We start from the raw sequence: 21196 nt of genomic DNA, 5'->3' as shown, positions 1-21196 counted from the left end.
TCAGGCATGAGCACCCAAAAGCCGACCATAATCTACACGTTGACCGACGAAGCTCCCATGCTCGCCACCCACGCGTTTCTTCCGGTGGTGCGTACGTTCGCCGGCGCGGCCGGCATCGAAGTCGAAACCAGCGACATCTCGGTCGCGGCGCGAATCCTCGCCGAGTTCTCCGATCTCCTGCCCGAAGACCAGAAGGTTCCGGACAACCTCGGCGAACTGGGCAAGCTCACCCAGGAGCCCGACACCAACATCATCAAGCTGCCCAACATCAGCGCGTCGGTCCCGCAGCTCCACGCCGCCATCAAGGAACTCCAGGAGAAGGGCTACGACCTGCCCGATTTCCCGGGCAGTCCGAAGAACGAGGAAGAGCAGGCGATCCGCGACCGGTACACCAAGTGCCTCGGCAGCGCGGTCAACCCGATCCTGCGTGAGGGCAACTCCGATCGTCGTGCCCCCAAGGCCGTCAAGGAGTACGCGCGCAAGCACCCGCACAGCATGGGCGAGTGGTCGATGGCATCGCGCACCCACGTCGCGCACATGCGCGAAGGCGACTTCTACCACGGCGAGAAGTCGATGACCGTCGACGGCGACCGCAAGGTCAAGATGGAACTCATCCCCGACGACGGCAGCGAGACCCTGGTCCTCAAGCCCGAGATCGAGCTCACCGACGGCGACGTCATCGACAGCATGTTCATGAGCAAGAAGGCGCTCATCAAGTTCTACGAAGAGCAGATCGAGGACGCCTACAAGACCGGCGTCATGTTCTCGCTCCACGTCAAGGCGACGATGATGCGCGTCTCGCACCCGATCGTCTTCGGCCACGCCGTGAAGGTCTTCTACCGCGACGCCTTCGAGAAGCACGGCGACCTGTTCGACGAGCTCGGCGTCAACGTGAACAACGGCCTGTCGGATCTCTACAGCAAGATCGAGTCGCTGCCGAGCGCCCAGCGTGAGGAGATCGTCGACGACCTGCACAAGTGCCACGAGCACCGTCCCGAGCTGGCGATGGTCGACTCGGCCCGCGGAATCACCAACTTCCACTCCCCCAGCGACGTCATCGTCGACGCCTCGATGCCCGCGATGATCCGTGCCGGCGGCAAGATGTACGGCGCCGACGGTCGCCTCAAGGACACCAAGGCGGTCAACCCGGAGTCGACCTTCTCCCGCATCTACCAGGAGATGATCAACTTCTGTAAGACCAACGGGCAGTTCGACCCCACCACGATGGGCACCGTCCCCAACGTCGGCCTGATGGCGCAGAAGGCCGAGGAGTACGGCTCGCACGACAAGACCTTCGAGGTCCCGGTCGGCGGCACCGCCAACATCACCGACATCGAGACCGGTGAGGTCCTGCTGACCCAGACCGTCGAAGAGGGCGACATCTGGCGTCTGTGCGTCGTCAAGGACGCCCCGATCCAGGACTGGATCAAGCTGGCCGTGAACCGCTGCCGCGACTCGGGCATGCCTGTTCTCTTCTGGCTCGACCCGTACCGTCCGCACGAGAACGAGCTGATCAAGAAGGTCCACAAGTACCTTCCCGAGCACGACACCGAGGGTCTGGACATCCAGATCATGTCGCAGGTCCGTGCCATGCGGTACACCCTCGAACGCGTGGTCCGCGGCCTCGACACCATCTCGGCGACCGGCAACATCCTGCGCGACTACCTCACCGATCTCTTCCCCATCCTGGAGCTCGGCACCAGCGCGAAGATGCTGTCGATCGTGCCGCTGATGGCCGGTGGCGGCCTGTACGAGACGGGTGCCGGCGGTTCGGCGCCCAAGCACGTCAAGCAGCTCATCGAGGAGAACCATCTCCGCTGGGATTCGCTGGGTGAGTTCCTGGCCCTCGGGGCCAGCCTCGAGGACGTGGGCAAGAAGTTCGACGACCAGCGCGCGGTGATCCTGGCCAAGGCACTCGATGCGGCGACCGGCAAGCTGCTCGAGAACGACAAGGGTCCGTCGCGCAAGACCGGCGAGCTCGACAACCGCGGCAGCCAGTTCTACCTCGCCCTGTACTGGGCCCAGGAACTGGCCGGTCAGACCGAGGACACCGACCTGGCCAAGCAGTTCGCGCCGCTGGCCGAGACCCTCGCCGAGAACGAGGAGAAGATCGTCGAGGAGCTGAACTCGGCTCAGGGTCAGCAGGTCGACCTCGGCGGCTACTACTACCCGGACTGGGACCGGACCGCTGCGGTGATGCGTCCGAGCAAGACCTTCAACGAGGCTCTCGCTTCCGTCGAGTTCTGATCCACGCGTCACGGATCGAGGCGCCCCGGGTGATCTGATCACCCGGGGCGTTCTTCGTGCTCGACGACTACCGTCGATGTCATGGCCGACGCCGACATCCATTTCTACTTCGATCCCGTGTGTCCGTTCGCCTGGATGACGAGCAAATGGGTGCGAAAGGTCCAGGCGCAGCGCGACTACCGCGTCGACTGGCGGTTCATCTCGCTGCGACTGCTGAACGCGCACATCGACTACGCCGCGCACTTCCCACCCGAGTACGAGGCCGGACACACCGCCGGACTCCGGTTGCTGCGCGTGGCCGCGAGCGTCCGTCGGGAACACGGTCGCGACGCGATCGCTCCGCTCTACACCGCTCTCGGCACACGGATCTTCGAGGAACACACCGGCACCTACACGGTCGACAACACCGACTACCGAGGTACCGTCGGCTTCCTCGATCCGGTACTGGAAGAACTCGGACTTCCCGCCCACCACGTCGACGCGCTGGAGAACACCGACCTCGATGCGGAGATCCAGGCCGAGACCGACGAGGCGCTCGCGCTGACCGGCCGCGACGTCGGGACACCGATCATCCACTTCCGGCCGCCGGAGTGCGTGGCGTTCTTCGGCCCCGTCATCAGTCGCCTGCCGAGTGACGAGGACGCGCTCACGTTGTGGGATCACGTGATCGGGCTGGCGAGTTTCCCCGGTTTCGCCGAACTCAAGCGCAGCCTGCGCGAGAAGCCACAGCTCCGCGCCTTCGGCGTGACCGACGCGGAGGCGGGTGAGCAGGAGGACTGGCACGGCGGCAGCCGCCGGACCCAGAAGGGCTGAGAGTTCCCGGCGGCTTCCCGCATGATTCGAGAGCTTGCGGGTACCCGCTGTGAATGGCACACCCACAAGCACGTCTGGGACTGGTCACCGGCGCATCGAGCGGCATCGGACGCGAACTGGCCGAACGGTTCGTCGACGACGCGTTCGACCTGATCATCTGCGCTGAGGACGCCGGAATCGAAGACGTCGCCGTTCGGCTGCGAAAGCGGGGCCGTGAGGTCACGGCGGTCCGCGCGGATCTTCGCACCGCCGACGGCGTCGAAGCGCTCTACACCGCCGTTCGGAACACCGGGCGGCCCCTCAACTCGGTGGCTCTCAATGCCGGCATCGGGCACGGCGGCGCATTCGTCGACACCGACCTCGCCGAGGACTTGTCGATCATCGATCTCAACGTGCGGTCCACCGTCCACCTCGCCAAGCTCGTACTGCGCGACATGGTCGAGCGTGATTCGGGAAAGTTGCTGATCACGTCGTCGATCGCGTCGATGATGCCGGGTAGTTTCCAGGCCACCTACAACGCGTCGAAGTCGTTTCTGCAGTCCTTCGCGGAGGCGCTGCAGAACGAGCTGAAGGATTCGGCGGTCACCGTCACCTCACTGATGCCCGGTCCCACCGAGACCAACTTCTTCCATCGCGCCGAGATGGACGACACCCGCATCGGCCAAATGTCCAAGGACGATCCGGCCGAGGTCGCCAGACAGGGCTACCACGCGATGATGAGCGGCAAAGCCCGATCCGTGGCGGCGTCGACAAAGACGCGAATCATGGCCGGCGCGAGCATGATCACCCCCGATGCGGTGAAAGCCGCGCTCCATCGCGTTCTCTCCGCGCCGGGGTCCGGTTCCACGAGCTGAACGAGGGGCGCCGTCGGATCAGGCATCGGAAACCTTGGGCTGCAACGCCGATGCCCACCGATCGGTGTAATCGGCGATGCGGGTGTCGGTGGTGTAGGTGGAGTCGATCAGGTAGAGACCGGGCAACGGGCACACGGCGCCGAGTTCCACGAGCACCGGCTTGAGCAGCAGGTCGGGTGCCATGGCGTGCGCCGGACCCGCCCCCAGCATGAGCGGCACCGCGGTGACTCCGCGCAGACCGTCGCCGGTCGCGAACTGGTCGAGGAAGAGCTTCAGAACACCGGTGTAGGTCGACTTGAACGTCGGGCTCGCGACGATGACGAGATCCGACGACGCAACGGTCTCGACGGCCGCCTTGACCTTCTCGTCGCCCCAGCCGAGGAGACCAGGGCCGAGTTCGATGACGTCGACCACATGGTCGGGTGCGGATCCGGTCAGCGCTTCGGCGAGCCGGTTGGCCGCGTCGAGCGTCCGCGAGCCGGGTTTCGGATTGCCTGCGACGACGGTGGTGGTCATGGCGGTGCCTCTCGGTCGGAATGAACCGTGCTGGATGCTATCCGGGCACCGTCGCGGCCGCACCACCCAACGGGGATACCGATCACGCGGGCTGACGTCACGCCGACGCCAGAACCGCACCACCACGACGCCGCACCACGAACACGACGCCCGTCGTGATCACCAGTGCGACGATCGTGCCGATCGCGACTCCGACGACGGCGGTCGTCTCGCCCTGCGCCGTGTCCAGGATTCCGAGGAACGCCCAGACCAGAGTGAGCGGATAGGCGACCAGCACGGAGCCGACCACCGCGGTCACGGCGAGCCCGAACAGGGCGCACAGGATCAGGACCGTCAGCTGCCAGCCGAGGGACTGCGGGTCGGCGAGCTCGGCGCCGATGGCGGCCGCCCAGTTCTGGAAGACCGCGGCTGTGGCCCATGCGGCGTAGACGCCGACCAGGACGCGGGTGAGCACTCGCAACCAGCCGGGTGCCGCGTAGTCGGCAGGGCGCGCCGCGATCCGTGCTGCGTCGAGCAGCACCATCGTCATGACGGTCAGCACGATCGGGGTGATCCACGTCCATTCCGCGGCGGACACCAGAATCCAGATGGCCGCACCGGCGAACGCGATCTCGAGGTCGATGAGCAGGCGACGTGGATCGGCGGTCCCTGTCGATCCCTTCCAGACCACCGCGAGCGCGACGACGAGCGACAGCAGGTAGATCAGGCTCCAGATGGAGAACGTCCAGCCTGCCGGCGTGATGAGCAGATCGGTCGTCGACTCATCGGGTGAGGCACCGATCCCGGAGAACGGCACAACGGGCGCCACCACCTGCGCCACTGCGAGAAACACCGCGAGCCAGGTGATCGGACCGGAGACGCGTGCGACAGATGCCATGGCTCCCACCGTAGGCACAGGTTCGACTCCGACCATGTGGAAGCCGCTGAACTGCAACATCACCGACAGCCGGCAGCGGTCAGGAAGTCGTGTCCGCCGTCTGGCGATCCGCCGCCCGGGTCACGGTCGGCGTCGCCACCCGTGTACGCCGGAGCACCAGCGCGATCGCGATCGCCGAGATGACCGCATAGACCACACCGATCGCGACGGCCCCGCCGATTGTTCCGGCCAGCTGCCCGGCGATGCCGTCGAGTACCACCATCACCCCGGCCCCGCTGTAGGCGAAGGCGGAGAACGTGGCCGCCACCCGGCCCTGCTGGATGGGCGTGAGCCCGACGGTGATGTACGCCAGCGCGACCCGGTAGCCACCGGCTTGGCCGATGCCGCCGATGACGGTACCCAACAGGATCACCTCGAGCCGGCCCACCGCGAGACCTGCGATCGCGATCGACCAGCCAAACGCCAGGAGCAATCCCACCGACGGCAGCGTGGTGATGACGCGGAGACCCACGCCGACGAAGTTCGCCAGCATCGAGACGATCAGGCATGCGCCGCCGACACATTGCGCGACGAGCAACGACTCGCTGATGCCTGTCGCAAGAATCGCATTCGGCATGGCTCCCACCGCGAGCGCGCCGATCGCCCATGCCAGCGCCCCGACGAGGAACGCACCGGGGTCGCGGGACCGGGACGAGTCGACCACCACGTCGAGATCTCCGGTGTGCGCCGAGGGTACGTCCGCGATCTCCTGCTCGCCGACCGGCACCGGATCACGTCCTGGCGCAAGCAGATCCGGGGCCGCCCGGAGTCCCGCGACCAGGAAGCCGAGACAGATCGTCATCGCGACCGCGTGGATGGCGTAGACCGTCACCAGCTGCCAGGGCAGGTACACCGCGATCAGGATCGCGGCGATGAGTCCGGACCCGGCACCGATGAGAGAACCGGTCGCCATGAACGCACGACCCTTCTCGCCGCGGGCCGCCACCATCATCGCCGCCGCCGCACCGGTGCTGAGCGCCACCGACGCGCCTGTCATCAACCGCCCGGGGAACAGCACCAGCGGATACCAGGCGCCGACGATCTCCACCAGGTCGCCGACGATGGCCGTGAGGAACGCGATCGGCAGCACCTTGCGCGTGTGCCGGATGAGCGGGCCGCGTGCGGAGATCAGCAGGATGACGATGAGCGCGACGAAGTAGGTGGCGAACAACACCGCGGCCGCGGCCGGACCGAAACCGTGGCGATCCATGTAGCCGGGCAGCAGCGGCGTCATCGCATTCGAGCCGCAGATCGCGAGGATGAAACCCACACCCGATGCTCCTGCGAGCAAACGGGTTCCGGCGTCACCTGTGCCCGCCGCGACCTTCACTGTCATATGTCGTGCCTCCTCATGCCACCGGTGGCCGTGAAGGCGCCGGACGGCACCACCGGAATCACCGTGCAGGAGTACTCAATAGGACAGCTGTAACCGATCGGGAACCTGATCGTGGCGGCCGTATTGCGCACCTCGGACACGTGAGCACGACGCGCTGACCTGCCCGGATGGCGGACGTCGTGCGAACCACGCCGATTGCCGCCATGCCCTGATCCGGTTGGGAGATCTGGGCGTGCAGTTCCACCGGGATCGGTCAGCCCGTCGGCTGAAGTCCGACGTACTTCTCCGCGACGCCCGGGGCGTCGAGTTCCCAGTCGATGAACTCGTAGAGGTCGACGGCCACCTCGGTGATGACGTCGCGTAGTTCGAGCGGTCCGAGCCACTGCTCACCGATCGCCCCGATGCCGTCACGGGCCCCGAGCAGGTTGCCGGTGATCGCCCCGGTCGAATCCGAGTCGCCGTCGTGATTGACCGCGATCACCACGCCGTGTTCGAAGTCGCGTGCGACGAGCGCGCAGTAGATCGAGATCGCGAGCGCCTCCTCGGCCACCCACCCCTCGCCGAGGCGGGCAATGGCTTCCTCCGGCGCGACGTTCTCGGCAGCGATCTGCTCGGCGAGTTCGACGGCAGCAAGGGTCTCGTCGTGCTCCGGTTTGGTTCGCAGGATGTCCTTCGCGCCGGCGAGCGACTCGTCGAGCGTCGCACCTTCGACGAGGTCGCGAATCATCACCGCGAGTACGCCTCCGCTCAATGCTCCCGACGGATGACCGTGCGTCAGTGCCGCGAGCGAGGTTGCGAGGTCGAAGGTTCCGACCGCCGACCATTCGGCGCGCGATGCGAACAACCCGACGGGGGCGACTCGCATGACGCCGCCGCAGCCCTTGCTGTTGTTGGATGCCGGCGCACCCGGTCGTGTCGTCGCGCGCAGAGCACTCAGGCAAGTGGTGCCGGGTGCGCGCTGATCATGGAGTTCCCGGTGGCTCATCAGCCAGGTGGCTCGTTCGGTCATCGGCAGCACACCGTGACGCGGGTGTTCACCCTGCGTGATGAACCAGCGAAGGTAGGCGCGGGCCGTCGTCGCGGCGAAGCACGAGATGCCGCCGTCGCAGTCCCGCACCCACGCGCGCAGAAGTCCCTCGGCAGTGAACAGCGTCATCTGGGTGTCGTCGGTGATGGTGCCGATCCCGCCGTACGCGGGAGCATAGGAGGTGATCCCGGCCGGACCGAATCGATCGACGATCGCCGCTCGTGACATGAACTCGACCGATCCCCCGAGCGCGTCCCCGACCGCACCCCCGATCAGGCAACCAACAAACTGATCCTTCATCGGTGTCACCTGCACTTTCCACGGTGTTCCAACCATGTTCACATGCAGGGACGACATTCGCACGACGACAGTTCGACGAGGCCTACGCCTCGTCGTGCTGTGAGTGGACCGCTTCGTCGATCACATCGGTCGGGGCAGCCGGTCCGCAGTTCTTGTCAGACCCCCGAGGTAGAACTGAAGACACAGAGAATTGACGACGGAGCAGTAGTCAACGACGGTCCCACCCAACCGCATGTAGGCCTCCACGAGAGAGACGGCTCCGTCATGATCGACACCGCCACGACTTCAATCGACGCAATCCTCGACCACCTCATCGAGATCACCCCACCCACCGACGACCCCACTGGCCGCACGACGTGCGAGCAGCTCAATCTCCTACGCCTGATCCGCAACACCGTCGATCACCAGATCGTCTCCCACACAGCACAACTCGATGAACTACGCGTCGCCGAGAAGGCCGGGTCCACCACCAAGAAGCTGCTGATCGAGATGGGCTTCGCACCCGCGGTCTCCACACGCGCCACCCGCATCGCCGACGCGATGGGCACATTGAGCAAGGCCGAGGCCTACGCGGCCGACGGACGCCTCTCCGCCGAGGTCGTCGACGCCATCGTGCGCGGAATCACGACCATCGAGAGACGTTCCCCCACAGCGCTTTCCGACGAAGACCACGCCATCTACGAAACCGAGCTCGTCACCCAAGCCCTGTCGGGAGCCACACCCCCCGAGATACAGAAGCACGCCCAGATGATCGGCAACACCATCGCCGACACCTCCGACAACGGAATCCCCGCCAGCGACGACCGGACCCTCGACACCCTCTCCCACCACACGACCGAAGACAGTCGCGTCGAGATCCATGCCAACGTGACCCAAGTCGTCGGCGAGAAATTCATCGCCATGATCGACGAACGCGGCGTGCCCCGACCCGAACCCGACGGCTCCCCCCGATCGACGCTCAGCCGCCCAGATCCGAGCCGACGCGCTGGAGGTGCTGTTGGATCAAGCTGCCGTTGGAGCGGCCATGGACACCATTGGCACCCCCAGAACCCAAGTGGCGTTGACCATTCCCGCCACCGGCGACCCCGCCACACTCCCTTGGACGGGCCCGGTCACCCACGTCATCGCCAAACAACTGTCGTGTGACGGTTCCTTGACCGAGATCATCATCGACGGCGAGACCGTGCCCTTGCAGATGGGCCGCGAACGACGACTGTTCCCGGCACACCTGCGCAAGGCGATCATCCTGCGTGACGAGACCTGCATCAAATGCGGTGCGCCGCCATCCCATACCCAGGTCCACCACATCCAACACTGGACCGACGACGGCAACACCGACCTCGACAACGGCTGCCTGCTCTGCCAACGCTGCCACACCCAGGTCCACCACCACGGCTGGGACATCCTCCTCGGCTACGACCGCCACCCCTGGCTCATCCCACCCGCCGACATCGACCCGCAACGCCGCGCCCTACCCGCCCACAACCGACGCACCATGCGACTCGACGACGCCGCCTGACAGACAGCCCGGTTTCGATAGCCCCGTCGCAAGCCACTCACCCCCTCAACCAGCGGGCGGTTCGGTCCGTCGATCCGCACTCGTTCTTTGACAACTCCACAGTGTGAAATCCAAGCTCACCCGGGTCCGCACACCCATCCGTTCCCGCTCGCGCATCCTCGTCGGCGGGAACGGATGGGGCGAGAGGCGGCACGCTCCGCCGTGCCGACGTGCACTATCGCGGCGGGCGAGATGACCAGCCACCACCACTGTTCACTACTCGAACATACGTGCGATAATTCTGACGTGAGCATGAAGTGGATTGGCGGGGACAACGGCCAACCACACCGGCCGGCGTTCGTGCGGGTCGGCCACAAGGCGGTGCTCATCGACCTGGGCGCCCTCTACCCCAACGCACCCCACTTCACCGGCGAATACAACCCCGAAGGCCTGCAGATACGGTCGGTCCACCTGGGCGTGCTCACCGAGTGGGGACGCGACGAGTGGGGCGCCTGGTACGGCAAGGTGACCTACACGATCACTGCCAAGGACCGCCAGGAGAAGGTGACGCACTGGGTGCCGTCCTGGGCGCTGCGCCCGGCCGGGGACCCGCCGAATCCTCGGCGCTGAGTCATCCGAGGATCATGGCAGATCCACCTTGCTCGCCAGCCAGCGACCGTCGACCTTCTCCATGGTCATCAGCACCCGGCTGCGGTCGACGCGCGGTTCCGGGCTCGCGGTGTTGGTGATCGACTGGTCGACGAACAGCATCACCACGACGCGATCGGTCGTCGCCGACTTCACGCCCGCGTCGATGACGACACCCTTGCTGGTGGCTTTGTTGTCGACGAGCATCTGCTTGAGCTGACTGCTCGACCGCGAGTACATGTCCTTGAACTCGCCGGTCGCGCCACCGAGGACCTCGGTGAAGTTCTGGTCGATGCTGCCGGAGTCGATACTGGTCAGCGTGACCGCGTAGTCCTTGGCGGTGGCCACCGCCTGCTGCTCGGCCTGGTCGACCGCATGGTTCTCGTAGAGCTTCCAACCCGCATATCCCCCACCGGCGAGCAGCGCGAGGATCGCGAGGACCGCAACGACCCGGCGCGGCCGCAGGAGACCGGCCAGCCGTCCCGCCCGGATCACGGGACGACGACGCGCCGAAGTCTCCTGCTCGGGGGCCGCGGGTGAATCGACCACATCTGCGTCCCCGACCTCGATCTCGGTGGTCTCCGTGGTCGCGTCGGACGAGACCTCGTCCACCACCGACTCGTTGTGGGATCGCCGCGACCTGCCTCCCCGCACGGGGGACTTCTTCACGACGTCCTTGCCCTTCGGAGTCGTGGTCCCGGTCGTCTTGTTCGTCGTGGCCGCGCTCATGGTCTCGCCTCTCGCCTCGGATACGGGTGGTCTAGTTGTAGTGGATGTCGGGGCCGCCGAACGGCGTCGGAATGGTCTTCGGTCCACGCGGTGTCGGGTCGGTCCGGGCCTGGGGATCGCTCCCCGGTGCCGGCAGGTTGGTGTCGTCGCCGGGCGGCCGTGGCACAGCGCCCGCACCACGAACCAGGAGTTCGGTGTTCTTGCAGTGCGTGTTGATGAACGGCTCCGGGAAATCCGGCCGCGACGCTGCCGCCCGGGGAAGGTCGTAGTCGCAGGGGACGCGCGGGTAGACGTCGACGCTGCCCCACAGGCCACCGTCGCGGAAGGCGGTACCGATCGCGTCGAGTGTCGACCCGGAGCGTTGCGTCGGGAAGAAGAACTCGCGCAATGCCGGGACGCGGAGGAACGGCGCGGAATCGCCGGCCGGCCGGAAGTCGAGGAACTGTTCACCGGCCGGCGACAGGCTCGACACCCTGACTTCTCCGTCGGCCGGGATCCTGATGCCGGCGTCGATGGTGGCGACCACGCGCACCCCCTCGTCGTCGATACGCACCGAATCGACCCGGCCGACCGGGACGCCGCGCAGCGTGACGTCCTGATTCGGCAGCAGCCCACCGGATTGCGCGAGTTCGACCTCGACGCGGATGTTCGATGCGGTCGGATCCCGCTGCAGGGTGTCGAGCAGCAGGTACGCCACTCCGACGACGAGGATCGTCAGAAGTCCCAGCACCGACAACCAGTTCCGACGCCGACGCCCCCATCGCACGGCCGCAACGACGCCTCGGGCTCCGGTCTCCACGAGGTCGGGCCGCGCGCTCATCGCGGCGCTCCCGGTTCGACGTGCTGACGCAATCGCATCAACGTGACCGACAACGATCCGATGAACTGCTGCCAGTCGGTGACGTCCGGCAGTCGCATTCCCGGATCAGCCCGGTGATTCGGGTCGTCGAGGGCGCCGATCGCGAACTGGGAGATCGCGACGTCCGTGTGTCCCGACGTCGCGTCGGTCAGTTTGACGATGGGCCCGAGGATGCGGTTGACCGCGTCGAGGCTGGCTCCCGGTGCCGTGGCAGCTGCGTTGAGCGACGCGGCGATCCGGTTGATGTCGTCCATCATCCCACCGGCGGCGGTCCCCTTCACCGACGGGAACGCGCCGAGTTGCCGGATGATCCGGTCCACCTGCTCGACGGTCGTCAGGATCGATTGCGTGTTGTCGGCCACCGTCCACAGCGCGGGTCCGGCTGCCGCGAGGGCCGAGTCGATGGTCTGCTGCCGTGCAGACACCGTCGACGCCAGCCGGCTCGCGGAACCGAGGACGGCCTCGATCTCCTCGGTCCGTGCCGACAGCGAGGACACCAGGACCGTCGACTGCCTGACGAGCTTGCCGAGTTGGTGCCCGTCGTCGCCGAGCGATTCGCCCAGACCGTTGACGATGTCGGTGAGGTTGCGGATGGCACCGCCGTTGACCAGCATGGCGGCCGTCGACAGCACCTCCTCCACCGTGGCTCCGGCCGACGTGCGGTCCAGCGGGATGACGTCGCCGTCACCGAGGAGGACCGCGCCCGGCTCCGGTTCGGCAGGTGGTTCGAGGGCGACGAACACGTCGCCGAGCGGTGTGGCGGAACGTAGTTCGGCACGGGTTCCCTCCGGAAGGCGGGTCCCGTCGGCGATCCGCATACCGACATCGGCGAGATAATCGTCGACCTCCATCGACTCCACGAATCCCACGTCGGCGCCCAGGAGCCGCACCTTCGCCTTGGCCGGGAGGTTCAGCGCGTTGTCGAACTGCGCTTTCAGCTCGAACCCGTCGCCGCTGGTGCCGGGCGCCGGAAGCGGAAGTTGTCCCAGACCCACCGAACACCCGCTGAGTACGCAGATCAGCACTGTTACGACCGCGGTGACGGCCTGCCGGTGAATTCGCCTCGCCGCGTTCATTTCTGTCCGACCCCCGCCATCGCGGCCAGCATCGCCGTCACTCCGAAATCCGGGCCGAAGTCCTGTGGCTTACCGGTGTTGCACCCGAGGTCCTTCAGGTTCGCGAGATTGCAGACCTCTTTGAGGACCTGCTGGTCGAAGAGAATCCGGTCGGCGAAGGTGTGCACCCGGATCGTGCCGTTGATCTGGTCGATCGCGTTGTAGGCGTTGTTCATCAGCGTCGGCGTCAGGTTCAGGAACTCGGAGAGTTCACGTTGGTAGTCGGCGAGCGTGCGGGTGACGGTGGTCGCGTCGCGGGCCGCGTTCCGTAGCGGAATCCTGTTCTCTTTGAGCAGTTCCGAGGTCTTGGCGAGAATCTGGTTGAGCTTGGCGCCGGTGTCTCCCTCGCCCAGTTGCTGATCCGCGATGACCTGGCTCATCGCCCGCAGGCTGCCGCCGAATTCGCGAATCGTCTTGTCGTTGTTCGCGGCGGCCTCGGTGAGGATGTCGAGGTTGTCCACGAGCTTGACGATCGCCTCCCGGGTGGCGCTCGGGTCGGCTCCGGTGCGCAGGGCCTTCGACAGTTGCCCGAGTGCGTCGCGCAGGGCCGGGCCGTTGCCGTCCAGGGACTCGGAGGTCACCGACAGCATGTCGGCGATCGGTCCCCCGCCCTTTCCGTCCCCGCCGAGCTCACCGGCCAGGTTGTCGGTCATCGTGAGCAGGCGGTCGAACTCGATGGGCGTCCGGGTCCGGTCGAGCGGCAGGAACGCGTCCGCGGCCAGCTTCGGTCCGCCGGAGTAGGCGGGGGTGAGTTCGACGTGGCGGTCGGTGAGCACCGACGACGACACCGCCACCGCCGTCACGTCGACCGGCAGGGTCACCTCCTCGTCGACCTCCATGGTGACGTCGACGACGGTGCCGCGCGGACTGATGTCGGTGATGTGGCCGACCGTGATTCCCAGGACCGACACCTTGTTGCCGTCGTAGAGGCCTGCGGCACTGTCGAACTGTGCGACGATCCGGTGGGAGCCGGACGACGGGTTCCAGATCGCGACGATCGTCGCCGCCACCGCAACCGCGATCGCCGTCACCACCACCAGAGTGCGCATACGTGGTCGTCTCATCGGCAGTCCTCGAAATACTGTGCGCGTCCAACCTGTTCGGCTCGTCCGCTCAGCGCACACATCCATGAGTCGATGAGAAAGCCTGCGGGCCCGGTGAAGTCGATGTAGTTGCCGGCGCCGGTCGCATTGGTGAAGTTGCGCACCGGCAGCGGCAGGGCCTGGAGCGTGTTGCGCAGCAGGTCGTCGTGACGGGCGAGCGCACCCAGCATCCCGTTCAGGTCCTCGATGAGTGCATCGAGCGCCGGCCGGTTCACGACGGTGATGCGATGCAACTGCGCGACGAGAGCCGTGGTGGCGTTGAACATCCCGTGGACGGCGTCCCGGCGTCGGGTCAACTCGACCATCAGGTTCCGTCCTTGGACCATCAGCGATCCGATGTTGGACTCCTGGTTGCGGATGACCGTGGTGACACGTTCGGCACCGGTGATCAGTTCGCCCAGCTGGGTGCGCCGGGTCGCGATGATCTCCGAGAGGGTGTGTGCGGTGGAGATGGCCTCCGGTACAACCTCCGGCGCCCCCTCGAGTTGTGTCGACAGTGTCGTCATGGCGTCGGCGAGCCCACCGGCGTCGACCTGCTCGAAGTTGGTGGTCGCATCCTCGATCGTCTCCTGCAGGTCGTAGGGAACCCGGGTGTTGCGCAATGGAACCCGATCATCTTCCAGTGATCCCGATCCCGCCGGGGTGATCGCGATGTAGCGCGAGCCGAGGATCGTGGTGAGTTTGATCTCCGCCTTGGTCTCGTTGCCTAGCCGGATTCCGCGGTCGATGTTCATCGAGATGATGACCCGATTCCCGTCGAGACGTGATCCCTTGACCTCACCCACCGGCACACCGGCGAGAGTCACCTGATCACCGTTCCGGATCTCACCGGCCTGTGCGAACTCGGCTTCGATGTTCTTCCGGCCGACGTCGATCGCACTGATCCCGACGACGAGGACGAGGACGCCCACGCCGCCGAGGCCCAGGTAGAGCGAGTTCCATTCGGCGATCGGCTTCCGGGGCGATCGATCGGTCATTCGGCGGGTCCCTGACGTTTTCATGGCTGACAGATCGGCGAGTACTTCGGCTTCCCGCCAGGCGTGGCCGCGGCGACGATGGCCGGTGCCAGCGGGGTGAGGAACGGAACGAAGTCGGCGGGATTGAGGTCACACACGTAGGCGCTGAGGAAGCTGCCCTCCTGGCTGACGCGGGCCATCCCCTTCAGGAGCAGTGGGACGTTGGCGCCCAGGTACTCGAATTCGGACTTCTTCTCGGCGAAGTGGGCGAGGAAGCCCGGCTGTCGGGTGAGGAAGGCGTCGAAGGACGGTGCGGTGTCGGAGGCGATCTCCGCGAGGCGTCCACCGACTTCTGTCATGACGTCGGCGGTTCCGACGAGGTCCTCAGAGGTAACCCTCGTCGTCGACCCAGGCCTGGTCGTTGGTGGGGAACCAGCCCTCGTCGTCGAGAACCGAGCCCTTCCCCAGGTAGGAACCCGACACCTGTGCACCGCGGACGAACAGCGAGCCGGTCTCGCCCGGACCGACGGGTTTCCCGTCGGCATCGCGGATCTCGATCTCCATGCCCGGTATGGGGCGCCCCACGCTCTCGAGCCGCCGTCGGATGCGCGGGTCGTCAGAGGCGATGGCCCGGGCATCATCGTCCGGACCCAGCAGTGCGAGTGTCGAACTCGTCTCGGTGAGTCCGTACGCGTTGCAGAAGCCGGCGTCGGGGAACGCGCGCATCGCACGTTCGAGAACCGGAAGCGGTAGTCGCGCACCGCCGTAGGAGATCAATCGCAGTGCCGGCGCCTCCGCGACCTCGCCACCGAGAGCGTCGACGACACGGGCGAGCATGGTCGGAACCACGGTCGCCGATGAAATCGACTCTCGTGCAACCAGGTCCAGCCAATCGCCGGCATCGAAGTCGGGAAGGTGCACGACTCGACGGCCGCCGTAGAAGTTGGTGAGCGTGGCCCCGACCGCCGCCACATGGTACGGCGGCACGGTGATGAGGGCCGCCTCTTCTTCTCCGGCGCCGGCGAAGTCGACGGTCGCGAACCCGTGGGCCTGGAGGTTCTCGTGCCGCAGCGGTACGACCTTGGGTTTCGACGTGGTACCGCTCGTGTGGAGCAGGACCGCGGGCGCGTCGTCGGGAACATCGATGGGCGGCATCGGTTCCGCCGCTCGCGCCGCAGCCAGGAAGTCGTCGAGGCCGACCACCTGGTCCCGCCCGGCGACCCGGTCACGGTATCGCTCCTCGACGACGATCAGAGGATGGTCGAAGTCGTCGACGAGATCGCCGAGCACCTCGTCGCCCAGACGGTAGTTGACCGGGACGAAGGGCACGCCGGCCATCGCCGCGGCGAAGAACACCTGCGGATATCCGGGGCCGTTGCGGCCGAGATAGATGACTTCCGAGGGCGGACGCCCGACAGCGCCATCGGAGGGGAAGACCCGGAGATGACCGCCGCACCGCCACGGGCGGTGGCGACCACGTCGCCATGGGTGAGACCCGAGGCACGGTCGCCGAGCGCGACTCGATCACCGAGCCCGGATTCCACCATGTCCAGAAGAAGGCCGACACCCATGTTTCCGCCAATCCACGTGAGCTCACGAATGGTGCGCAGCGTCGAGCAGCGCACACCGCTCATCGTCGATGATTAAGTGTAATCAGTTCACCGTTTTGCGTCCCTCAGTTGAAGAGGTCGACCACGGATTCCGTCGCGAACCGACCCCACAGCATCTTCTTGGCAGCCGTCTTCATATGCCGGCGCCAGTGAGCCTCGGCCGCTTCGGCGTCGCGGGCCTCGACCAGCGTGATGAGCTTGCGGAATGCCCGGATCGTCTTCTTGAACTGCGCGGCGACCTCGCCGGTGTCCGTGGATCGGGATACGACACGCGACATGTGCGTCGCGACCACGTCGGCGAGAACCTGACCGATGAGTCCGATCGCCTGGTTGCCCGCGCGCTCCAGGATCAGATCGTGGAAGCGGAACGCGGTCCGCGACCACTGGTCGAGGTCGGCGGCATCGGCCCCGGCGTCGACCAGGTCCGCGAGTTCGTCGATCACCACGACGAGAGCCTTGAGGTCGTCGTCGGTCCGGCGTGCGGCGAGCATCCGAACCGCGGCCGGCTCGAGGACCATCCGGGCCTCGTACAGATCGGAGAGCGTGGTGTTCTGGATCTGCAGCAGCAGCCCGATATAGCGGGCGGCAACGGACACATCGGGCGAAACCACCTGCACGCCACCGCGCGAGCCGCGGCGGACGACGATGAGCGATTCGTTCTCCAAGATGCGGAATGCTTCTCGTAGCGTGGGCCGCGAGACATCGAACCGTTGTCCCAGCACGGTTTCCGGCGGCAACATGTCACCCGGCTTCAGCACCCCGCGCACGATCTGACCGCGCAGCTGTTGAGCGATGAGTTCAGCGGTCTTGGGGACCTGAATCCGCTTGGGCAATCCGTTCTCGTCGAACGAGCTGTTGGCCAATTCCCACACCTTCCGGAAGCCGGCGACTGCCGAGCGGGATTCAGCCTAGCACCCGGCCGAATAACACCCCGGTTTTGACCAAACCGACATGAAGATGATCACACCCATTGTACGGTTCAATCATCTAACTCATCTAGTGATCCTGCGGGACGCAGGGGAGGTACCCACAGCATGTCGGATGCATCAACCCAGAGCACACGTACCGGGCAGCTCTTCATCAACGGCAAATGGGTCGACGGCCGCGGCGCCGAGACGATCACCGTGATCAACCCCGCGACCGAGGCGGTGATCGGGACGGTGCCGCAGGCAACTGTCGCCGACGTCGAGGACGCGGTCGGCGCCGCACGAGCTGCGTTCGACGAGGGCCCGTGGCCGCGGATGTCCGTGCGCGAGCGAGGCGCGGTGTTGCGCCGGATGGCCGAGGGTTTCGCCGACCGCCGCGCCGAGCTGGTGGACCTCTCCGTCGCCGAAGCGGGATCCACCCGTGCGCTGGCGGAGTTCCTGCAGGTCGGCACCCCGATCGACCACTTCTTCGACCTCGTCGACCGCATACTCCCCGGCTTCGAGTTCGAGACCCCGCTGCCGCCGATGATCGGCAACGGCATCGGTCAGGGTGTGGTGGTCCGCGAGCCCTTCGGTGTCGCCGCCCAGATCACGCCGTTCAACTTCCCGCTGTTCCTGAACCTCTGCAAGGTCGCGCCGGCACTGGCCGCGGGCTGCACGGTTGTTCTCAAATGCTCGCCGTACACGCCGTTCGAGGCCCTCGTGGTCGGCGAGATCGCCGAGGCCGCGGGACTGCCGCCGGGCGTCCTGAACATCATCACCGGCGACGTCGAGGCGGGCGAAGCGCTGACCACCCATCCCGGCGTCGACATCATCAGCTTCACCGGCAGTGACACGGTGGGCACGAAAGTGTATGGGCAGGGGGCACAGTCGCTGAAGAAGGTGGTGCTCGAGCTCGGCGGCAAGTCGGCGAACATCCTCCTCGAGGACACCGATCTGGACAAGGTGATGCAGAGCGTGCTCGGGGGCTTCCTCACCCATGCCGGACAGGGATGCGCACTGATGACCCGCATCCTCGTGCACGAATCGCTGCACGACGAGCTCGTCGGCCGCGTCAAGATGGCGCTCGACTACGTCCCGGTGGGCGATCCGGCCGATCCCAACGTGGTGATGGGTCCGCTCATCCGTGAGGCCCAGCGCCCCCGGGTGGAGGAACTGATCCGGGTCGGCCAGCAGGAAGGCGCCCAGATCGCCTACGGCGGTGGACGACCCGCCGGACTCGACAAGGGGTTCTTCGTCGAGCCCACCCTCTTCGTGGGTGTGGACAACGGTATGAAGATCGCCCAGAGCGAGATCTTCGGCCCCGTCGGTGTGGTCACCCCTTCTCCTTCGATGCCGAGGCCGTCCGGATCGCCAACGACAGTCCGTACGGACTCTCCGGCGGCGTCTGGTCGGCCGACCCCGTACGCGCACACGGCATTGCCCGCCAACTCCGCACCGGCATGGTCGTCGTCAACGGCGGCGGAGGCGGATTGATGCCCGACGGACCGTTCGGCGGCTACAAGCACAGCGGCATCGGCCGCGAGTTCGGCGCGCATGGACTGTCGGAGTACTTGCAGCACAAGACGATTCAGTGGGCAGCCGGTCGATGAGGGTCGTCGTCGACCAGGACAGGTGCGGCGGTCACGGTCGTTGCATCGCCGTCGCACCCGATCTCTTCGACCTCGACGACGACGGAGTGAGTTTCCCGATCACCGAAGAGATCGGGACCGATCAGGAAGCAGCGGCCAAGGAGGCCATCGCCAACTGTCCGCAGAGCGCGATCCGCATCGAATGAGACCGTTACCGGTCATCGGGAGGACTGAACAAGCAATGTCGAGTTCACTTGGGGAGAAACCCGATTCGGGTGCGGTCGGGCAGACCTCACCGGATGACCGGTCGCCGCACCGGTGGCCAAGGAGTCGCCGCCGATCGTGTGGCTCGCCCGGCTGGGGGCGGTCTTCGTCGCCATCCAGGCCTACGTCTACATCCGGTGGATCTTCTCCGACTCCTTCACCCCCATTCCGACCGGCCCCGACGATGTACCGACCCACACGCTGGTCATCATCCGGGCGTCGGAGGTCATCTGCGTCGTCGGCGTGATCGCCTCGATCATCTGGCTGGTGCGCCGGACACGACGCGACGGACAGTTCCCCACCATCGGCGTCTTCATGATGGGCTGGCTGCTCACCTGCTGGCAGGACGTCGGCGTCAACGCGGTGGTACCCGTCTTCTCCTACAACTCGGCCTTCCTCAACATGGGCACATGGGGCGAGTTCGTTCCGGGTTGGGTCAGCAAGGGACCCGAGACCCCCGCCCCGATCCTGTACGAGCTGGCCGACTACATGCTCTTCCTCCCGCTGGCCGTCGTCGGCATCGACAAGGCCGTGAAGGCCGCGCGAGCACGCTGGCCGCGGCTCAACAAGGCCGGCATCATCGCGGCCCTGCTGCTGATCTTCCTCGTGCTGGACACCATGAGCGAGCAGATCCTGCAGCGCCAGGGGCTGTGGTCGTACCTGCGGGTGAACGAGACCTGGTCCATCTTCACCGGCACGCTCAACCAGTTCCCGCTGTACGAGGGCATCGTCTTCGGTTCGGTCGTCATGGTGGCGTCGATGTGCTTCTACCTGTTCCGCCGCGACGGCGACCGGCTGATCACCGACGCCGGCATCGAACGGCTCAAGATCACCCGCGGCGTCGCCGTCGTGCGCATCCTCGCGTTCTCGGCGGTGATGAACGTGATCCTCGCGGTCTTCTTCCTCGGCTTCAACCTGGTCAACATGCACGCCGACGTCGCGCCCACCGATGTACCGAGCTACCTGCACCAGAACATGTGCGGACTGGCCGAGAACCCGCCCTGTCCGCACCTCAAGTAGCCGAACGCCGAATCACGGGATGGCCGTCAGCGCTGCACGCCCAGCGCGACCGGCCGATCCGGGTCCGACGACCACTGCGAGAACGACCCGGGAAACAGGGTCGCGTCGATGCCGGCGACCGCCAGGGCGGCGATCCCGTGGGTCGCGTTGACCCCGGAGCCGCAGTAGACCACCACCTCGCGCTCGTCACCGGGTACGACGCCGACCTCGGCGAATCGGCGCCGCAGTTCGTCGGCCGAACGGAAGCGCCCCGTCTCGTCGATGTTGTCGACCGTCGGGGCGTTGACCGCACCCGGGATGTGTCCGGCCCGTGGATCGACCGGCTCGACGTCACCGCGATACCGTTCTCCCGCACGAGCATCGACGAGCAGCGCGTCACCGTCCGCTACGTCGTCGATCGTGGCGACCGGGAGGTTCCCGGCGGTCAGCGTGACCGTGCCGGCGCGCGGTCGCCCACCGTCTCCCGTCGTCGTGCGCAGACCCTCGGCACACCAGGGGCGAGACCACCGTCGAGCAGGCGGACGTCGGCGTGCCCCGCCCAGCGGAGCAACCACCATGCCCGCGCGGCCGCGAGGTTGCCCGAATCGTCGTAGACGACGACGGGCACGCCGTCGTTGATCCCCCACCGACGAGCGGCTGCCTGCAGATCGTCGATCGCGGGGAGCGGATGCCGGCCGCCGGCCGCCGGCCGGCCCGGACGGCGGGGCGGCCAACTCGGTGTCGAGGTCGACTTACACCGCGCCCGGAATGTGGCCCTGCCGGTAGTGCTCGCGACCGTCGGGGTCGCCGAGCCGCCAGCGCACGTCGAGGACGACCGGGGGCGTGCTCAGAAGATGTTCGGCCAGGTCGAGCGGCGCGATGAGGTACTCGTGCATGGCGCGAGGATAC

General features: G+C 66.5%; 19 protein-coding genes and 3 pseudogenes. 9 read left to right on the top strand and 13 right to left on the bottom strand.

Annotation, left to right across the window (positions count from 1 at the left end):
* The first annotated feature begins 6 nt into the window (after window positions 1–6).
* The 3 genes from BPODLACK_RS17500 (at window position 7) to BPODLACK_RS17490 (ending at window position 3914) form a co-directional block, all read left to right on the top strand.
* On the top strand, window positions 7–2247 hold the full coding sequence (locus BPODLACK_RS17500) for an NADP-dependent isocitrate dehydrogenase (RefSeq protein WP_159405819.1): 2241 nt from the start codon (window positions 7–9) through the stop codon (window positions 2245–2247).
* 81 nt (window positions 2248–2328) lie between these two features.
* Window positions 2329–3060, top strand: a complete 732-nt coding sequence (locus BPODLACK_RS17495; RefSeq protein ID WP_159405818.1) for a mycothiol-dependent nitroreductase Rv2466c family protein — start codon at window positions 2329–2331, stop codon at window positions 3058–3060.
* A gap of 53 nt (window positions 3061–3113) precedes the next feature.
* On the top strand, window positions 3114–3914 hold the full coding sequence (locus BPODLACK_RS17490; protein WP_159405817.1) for an SDR family NAD(P)-dependent oxidoreductase: 801 nt from the start codon (window positions 3114–3116) through the stop codon (window positions 3912–3914).
* A gap of 18 nt (window positions 3915–3932) precedes the next feature.
* On the opposite strand, the gene BPODLACK_RS17485 is transcribed toward BPODLACK_RS17490, so the two are convergent.
* From BPODLACK_RS17485 to BPODLACK_RS17470, 4 genes are all read right to left on the bottom strand, one after another.
* Window positions 3933–4430 (bottom strand): NADPH-dependent FMN reductase, encoded by a 498-nt coding sequence (locus BPODLACK_RS17485; RefSeq protein WP_024499740.1) that lies wholly within the window; start codon window positions 4428–4430, stop codon window positions 3933–3935.
* Window positions 4431–4527: 97 nt separating this feature from the next.
* Window positions 4528–5307, bottom strand: a complete 780-nt coding sequence (locus tag BPODLACK_RS17480) for an MFS transporter (protein ID WP_159405816.1) — start codon at window positions 5305–5307, stop codon at window positions 4528–4530.
* A 79-nt stretch (window positions 5308–5386) separates the two neighbouring features.
* A complete protein-coding gene (locus BPODLACK_RS17475) occupies window positions 5387–6682 on the bottom strand; it encodes an MFS transporter (RefSeq protein WP_159405815.1) in 1296 nt (431 codons plus the stop codon).
* Window positions 6683–6935: 253 nt separating this feature from the next.
* A complete protein-coding gene (locus BPODLACK_RS17470) occupies window positions 6936–8009 on the bottom strand; it encodes an ADP-ribosylglycohydrolase family protein (RefSeq protein ID WP_159405814.1) in 1074 nt (357 codons plus the stop codon).
* Window positions 8010–8273: 264 nt separating this feature from the next.
* On the opposite strand from BPODLACK_RS17470, the pseudogene BPODLACK_RS17465 reads away from it, so the two are divergent.
* Together BPODLACK_RS17465 and BPODLACK_RS17460 are read left to right on the top strand one after the other, a co-directional pair.
* A pseudogene (locus BPODLACK_RS17465) lies at window positions 8274–9528 on the top strand (DUF222 domain-containing protein).
* A 291-nt stretch (window positions 9529–9819) separates the two neighbouring features.
* Window positions 9820–10137: a hypothetical protein gene (locus tag BPODLACK_RS17460; RefSeq protein WP_159405830.1), complete on the top strand. Its 318-nt coding sequence runs from the start codon at window positions 9820–9822 to the stop codon at window positions 10135–10137.
* Between the two features lie 12 nt (window positions 10138–10149).
* On the opposite strand, the gene BPODLACK_RS17455 is transcribed toward BPODLACK_RS17460, so the two are convergent.
* The 7 genes from BPODLACK_RS17455 to BPODLACK_RS17425 are packed head-to-tail and all read right to left on the bottom strand — an operon-like array spanning window position 10150 to window position 16273.
* Window positions 10150–10884: a hypothetical protein gene (locus BPODLACK_RS17455; RefSeq protein WP_006438007.1), complete on the bottom strand. Its 735-nt coding sequence runs from the start codon at window positions 10882–10884 to the stop codon at window positions 10150–10152.
* Between the two features lie 31 nt (window positions 10885–10915).
* Window positions 10916–11704: an MlaD family protein gene (locus BPODLACK_RS17450; RefSeq protein WP_159405813.1), complete on the bottom strand. Its 789-nt coding sequence runs from the start codon at window positions 11702–11704 to the stop codon at window positions 10916–10918.
* Window positions 11701–12819, bottom strand: coding sequence for an MlaD family protein (locus BPODLACK_RS17445; protein WP_159405812.1), 1119 nt, complete (start codon window positions 12817–12819; stop codon window positions 11701–11703). The genes BPODLACK_RS17450 and BPODLACK_RS17445 overlap by 4 nt, the downstream gene beginning before the upstream one ends.
* Complete coding sequence (locus tag BPODLACK_RS17440; protein ID WP_236577707.1) at window positions 12816–13922, bottom strand: MCE family protein; 1107 nt, start codon at window positions 13920–13922, stop codon at window positions 12816–12818. The genes BPODLACK_RS17445 and BPODLACK_RS17440 overlap by 4 nt, the downstream gene beginning before the upstream one ends.
* Window positions 13919–14938, bottom strand: coding sequence for an MCE family protein (locus tag BPODLACK_RS17435; protein WP_159405811.1), 1020 nt, complete (start codon window positions 14936–14938; stop codon window positions 13919–13921). The genes BPODLACK_RS17440 and BPODLACK_RS17435 overlap by 4 nt, the downstream gene beginning before the upstream one ends.
* 20 nt (window positions 14939–14958) lie before the next feature.
* Window positions 14959–15276, bottom strand: coding sequence for a hypothetical protein (locus BPODLACK_RS17430; RefSeq protein ID WP_006438013.1), 318 nt, complete (start codon window positions 15274–15276; stop codon window positions 14959–14961).
* 25 nt (window positions 15277–15301) lie between these two features.
* Window positions 15302–16273 carry a class I adenylate-forming enzyme family protein gene (locus BPODLACK_RS17425; RefSeq protein ID WP_236577706.1) on the bottom strand — a complete coding sequence of 324 codons (972 nt, stop codon included), beginning with the start codon at window positions 16271–16273 and terminating at the stop codon, window positions 15302–15304.
* A gap of 128 nt (window positions 16274–16401) precedes the next feature.
* Between BPODLACK_RS17425 and BPODLACK_RS17420 the strand changes: the two genes are divergently transcribed.
* Window positions 16402–16560, top strand: coding sequence for a hypothetical protein (locus tag BPODLACK_RS17420; RefSeq protein ID WP_159405810.1), 159 nt, complete (start codon window positions 16402–16404; stop codon window positions 16558–16560).
* Between the two features lie 32 nt (window positions 16561–16592).
* Here BPODLACK_RS17420 and BPODLACK_RS17415 read toward each other — a convergent pair whose 3' ends face one another.
* The gene (locus BPODLACK_RS17415; protein ID WP_006438015.1) at window positions 16593–17399 is read right to left on the bottom strand and encodes a FadR/GntR family transcriptional regulator; all 807 of its coding nucleotides are present in this window, start codon (window positions 17397–17399) and stop codon (window positions 16593–16595) included.
* A 162-nt stretch (window positions 17400–17561) separates the two neighbouring features.
* Between BPODLACK_RS17415 and BPODLACK_RS17410 the strand changes: the two are divergent.
* The 3 genes and pseudogenes from BPODLACK_RS17410 to BPODLACK_RS17400 all read left to right on the top strand — a co-directional run bounded on the left by BPODLACK_RS17410 (window position 17562) and on the right by BPODLACK_RS17400 (window position 20308).
* Window positions 17562–19045 (top strand): annotated as a pseudogene (locus BPODLACK_RS17410) (aldehyde dehydrogenase family protein).
* Entirely contained in the window at window positions 19042–19230 is a 189-nt protein-coding gene (locus BPODLACK_RS17405) for a ferredoxin (RefSeq protein WP_006438018.1), read from the top strand. The pseudogene BPODLACK_RS17410 and the gene BPODLACK_RS17405 overlap by 4 nt, the downstream one beginning before the upstream one ends.
* Before the next feature lie 112 nt (window positions 19231–19342).
* Window positions 19343–20308 carry a spirocyclase AveC family protein gene (locus BPODLACK_RS17400; protein WP_236577705.1) on the top strand — a complete coding sequence of 322 codons (966 nt, stop codon included), beginning with the start codon at window positions 19343–19345 and terminating at the stop codon, window positions 20306–20308.
* Between the two features lie 26 nt (window positions 20309–20334).
* Here BPODLACK_RS17400 and BPODLACK_RS17395 read toward each other — a convergent pair.
* Window positions 20335–21183 (bottom strand): annotated as a pseudogene (locus tag BPODLACK_RS17395) (sulfurtransferase).
* Between the last annotated feature and the right edge of the window lie 13 nt (window positions 21184–21196).

This window comes from Gordonia sp. YY1 (assembly GCF_009872315.1).
In the GTDB taxonomy this organism is placed as follows: domain Bacteria; phylum Actinomycetota; class Actinomycetes; order Mycobacteriales; family Mycobacteriaceae; genus Gordonia; species Gordonia amicalis.
This window is presented reverse-complemented; position numbering and strand designations above follow the sequence as displayed.

What these genes read in the sequence shown, in the direction of transcription:
- BPODLACK_RS17455 (WP_006438007.1), bottom strand. Translation starts at nt 10,884, where the DNA reads ATGAGCGCGGCCACGACGAACAAGACGACCGGGACCACGACTCCGAAG.
- BPODLACK_RS17405 (WP_006438018.1), top strand. Translation starts at nt 19,042, where the DNA reads ATGAGGGTCGTCGTCGACCAGGACAGGTGCGGCGGTCACGGTCGTTGC.
- BPODLACK_RS17450 (WP_159405813.1), bottom strand. Translation starts at nt 11,704, where the DNA reads ATGAGCGCGCGGCCCGACCTCGTGGAGACCGGAGCCCGAGGCGTCGTT.
- BPODLACK_RS17490 (WP_159405817.1), top strand. Translation starts at nt 3,114, where the DNA reads ATGGCACACCCACAAGCACGTCTGGGACTGGTCACCGGCGCATCGAGC.
- BPODLACK_RS17495 (WP_159405818.1), top strand. Translation starts at nt 2,329, where the DNA reads ATGGCCGACGCCGACATCCATTTCTACTTCGATCCCGTGTGTCCGTTC.
- BPODLACK_RS17475 (WP_159405815.1), bottom strand. Translation starts at nt 6,682, where the DNA reads ATGACAGTGAAGGTCGCGGCGGGCACAGGTGACGCCGGAACCCGTTTG.
- BPODLACK_RS17500 (WP_159405819.1), top strand. Translation starts at nt 7, where the DNA reads ATGAGCACCCAAAAGCCGACCATAATCTACACGTTGACCGACGAAGCT.
- BPODLACK_RS17460 (WP_159405830.1), top strand. Translation starts at nt 9,820, where the DNA reads ATGAAGTGGATTGGCGGGGACAACGGCCAACCACACCGGCCGGCGTTC.
- BPODLACK_RS17420 (WP_159405810.1), top strand. Translation starts at nt 16,402, where the DNA reads ATGGGTGAGACCCGAGGCACGGTCGCCGAGCGCGACTCGATCACCGAG.
- BPODLACK_RS17445 (WP_159405812.1), bottom strand. Translation starts at nt 12,819, where the DNA reads ATGAACGCGGCGAGGCGAATTCACCGGCAGGCCGTCACCGCGGTCGTA.
- BPODLACK_RS17470 (WP_159405814.1), bottom strand. Translation starts at nt 8,009, where the DNA reads ATGAAGGATCAGTTTGTTGGTTGCCTGATCGGGGGTGCGGTCGGGGAC.
- BPODLACK_RS17430 (WP_006438013.1), bottom strand. Translation starts at nt 15,276, where the DNA reads ATGACAGAAGTCGGTGGACGCCTCGCGGAGATCGCCTCCGACACCGCA.
- BPODLACK_RS17480 (WP_159405816.1), bottom strand. Translation starts at nt 5,307, where the DNA reads ATGGCATCTGTCGCACGCGTCTCCGGTCCGATCACCTGGCTCGCGGTG.
- BPODLACK_RS17440 (WP_236577707.1), bottom strand. Translation starts at nt 13,922, where the DNA reads ATGAGACGACCACGTATGCGCACTCTGGTGGTGGTGACGGCGATCGCG.
- BPODLACK_RS17485 (WP_024499740.1), bottom strand. Translation starts at nt 4,430, where the DNA reads ATGACCACCACCGTCGTCGCAGGCAATCCGAAACCCGGCTCGCGGACG.
- BPODLACK_RS17435 (WP_159405811.1), bottom strand. Translation starts at nt 14,938, where the DNA reads ATGACCGATCGATCGCCCCGGAAGCCGATCGCCGAATGGAACTCGCTC.